1 protein-coding gene is annotated in these 1,840 nt (G+C 55.8%); it reads left to right on the top strand.

The window, feature by feature from the left end; genetic code table 11:
- Positions 1 to 78 precede the first annotated feature (78 nt).
- Positions 79 to 1,650, top strand: a complete 1,572-nt coding sequence (locus tag Q669_RS06985; protein WP_022991741.1) for an IS1182 family transposase — start codon at positions 79 to 81, stop codon at positions 1,648 to 1,650.
- The last annotated feature ends 190 nt before the right edge of the window (positions 1,651 to 1,840 follow it).

The following is a 1,840-nucleotide window of genomic DNA, read 5'->3' as shown; positions in this document are numbered from 1 at the left end:
TGGCGTTGAGGCTGTAGAAAAACCCCGAAATCCCCCTCGGTTTTGATAGCATCAGGCAAACGGACAAGGAGTGGTCAGATGCCCCGCTTCAAGCATTACAACTACGACCAGGATGCCATGGTTGTCATCAACTACCAGGAGCAGCTTCAGCCCGGCACCTTTGAACATGCGGTGCACTACCTGATCGAGCACAAGCTGGACCTGTCGGTGTTCCACCCCAAGTATCGCAACGAAGACACCGGCCGGCTGGCCTACGATCCGGCCATCCTCCTGAAGATCATCCTGTTCGCCTACTCCAAGGGCATCACCTCCAGCCGCGAGATGCAGTGGTGCTGCGAGACCAACATCATTTTCAAGGCCCTGTCCTGCGACACGGCTCCGCACTTCACCACCTTGGCCAGGTTTGTCAGCAGCCACTCGGGTGAGATCGAAGAACTGTTCGAGCAGGTGCTGCTGGTCTGTCATGAACAAGGCCTGCTGGGCAACGAACTCTTTGCCATCGACGGCTGCAAGATGCCCTCGAACGCGGCCAAGGAATGGTCCGGCACATTCAAAGAGCTGGAAGAGAAACGTACCAAGCTGCGACGCCTGGTTCGCCATCACCTCAAGGCCCATTACGAGCGGGACGAAGCAGAGACCGAAGCCGAACTGGACCGGGATATCCGACGAGCGAAAACCATCCTGTCGTTGGATGAGGCGGCGAAGAAAGTGGACCGTTTCCTAAAGACGAACCGCCCAAGGATGGGCCGGGGAAAACGGAACAAGGAAGTGAAGAGCAACATCACCGATAACGAAAGCGCCAAGATGACCACCAGCAAGGGCACGATCCAGGGTTATAACGGGGTCGCCACGGTGGACAGGAAACACCAAGTCATTATTGATGCCCAGGCCTTTGGTGAAGGCCAGGAACACCACACCCTGCAACCGGTGTTGGAGCGCGTGGAAGTCCGTTTCAAGAAGCTGGGTATTGCAGACAACATCTACCAGAAAGGCACAATCGTTACCGCTGACACGGGCTTCGCCAACGAAGCCAACATGAAGTACCTGCACGAGCGCCAGATTAATGGCTACGTGCCGGACAACCGGTTCCGCAGTCGTGATCCGAAATTCCAGAATCAGAAAGAGAAGTACGGCAAACGCCATCAGAACCAGCCAACCACGGGCCGGAAAGACATCATCCCAGCCAGTGAATTCCAGTTCGATCCGGTGAATCTGACGTGCATCTGCCCGGCAGGCAATGCCATTAGCTACCAAGGCAAACGCAAAGCCGAGAATGGCAAAATCCGGATGCATTTCGAAGGTCGTTTGCTGCAATGCCGGCACTGCACGAAGAAGCGCCAGTGCATGCAGAATCCGGCGTCCGCCAATCATCGCAAAGGTTCAGGAAGGCAGGTCTCGTTCACCATAGAGAACAAGCGCCTGCCCAACTACACCGACTGGATGAAACACCGGGTGGACAGCCCAAAGGGCAAAGAGATCTACAGCCACCGCATGTCGGTGGTGGAGCCAGTGTTCGGCAACATTGGCACGAATAAGGGCCTGAATCGCTTCAGTTTGCGGGGCAAAAAGAAGGTGCAGGGCCAGTGGCAGCTATACTGCCTGGTGCACAATATTGAGAAGCTGGCGAATTACGGGCGGATGGTGGCGTAATGCCGAGAGTGGAAGTCCCGGACGAGCATCTGCTGGACACCAGCAATACCGGATCCAGGAGCCCCAAAAGGCCGAAGCGGATGGCCGAACATCGAAATCACGGGAATCGGCCAGTTGATGGCCGTGATAAAAATTACAGGAACCAGGCCTTTGGAATGACTCGGAATCGGGTTTTTCTACAGCCTCGTTA

This window comes from Marinobacter sp. C1S70, assembly GCF_000475355.1.
Taxonomy (GTDB): Bacteria; Pseudomonadota; Gammaproteobacteria; order Pseudomonadales; family Oleiphilaceae; genus Marinobacter; species Marinobacter nauticus.
This window is presented reverse-complemented; position numbering and strand designations above follow the sequence as displayed.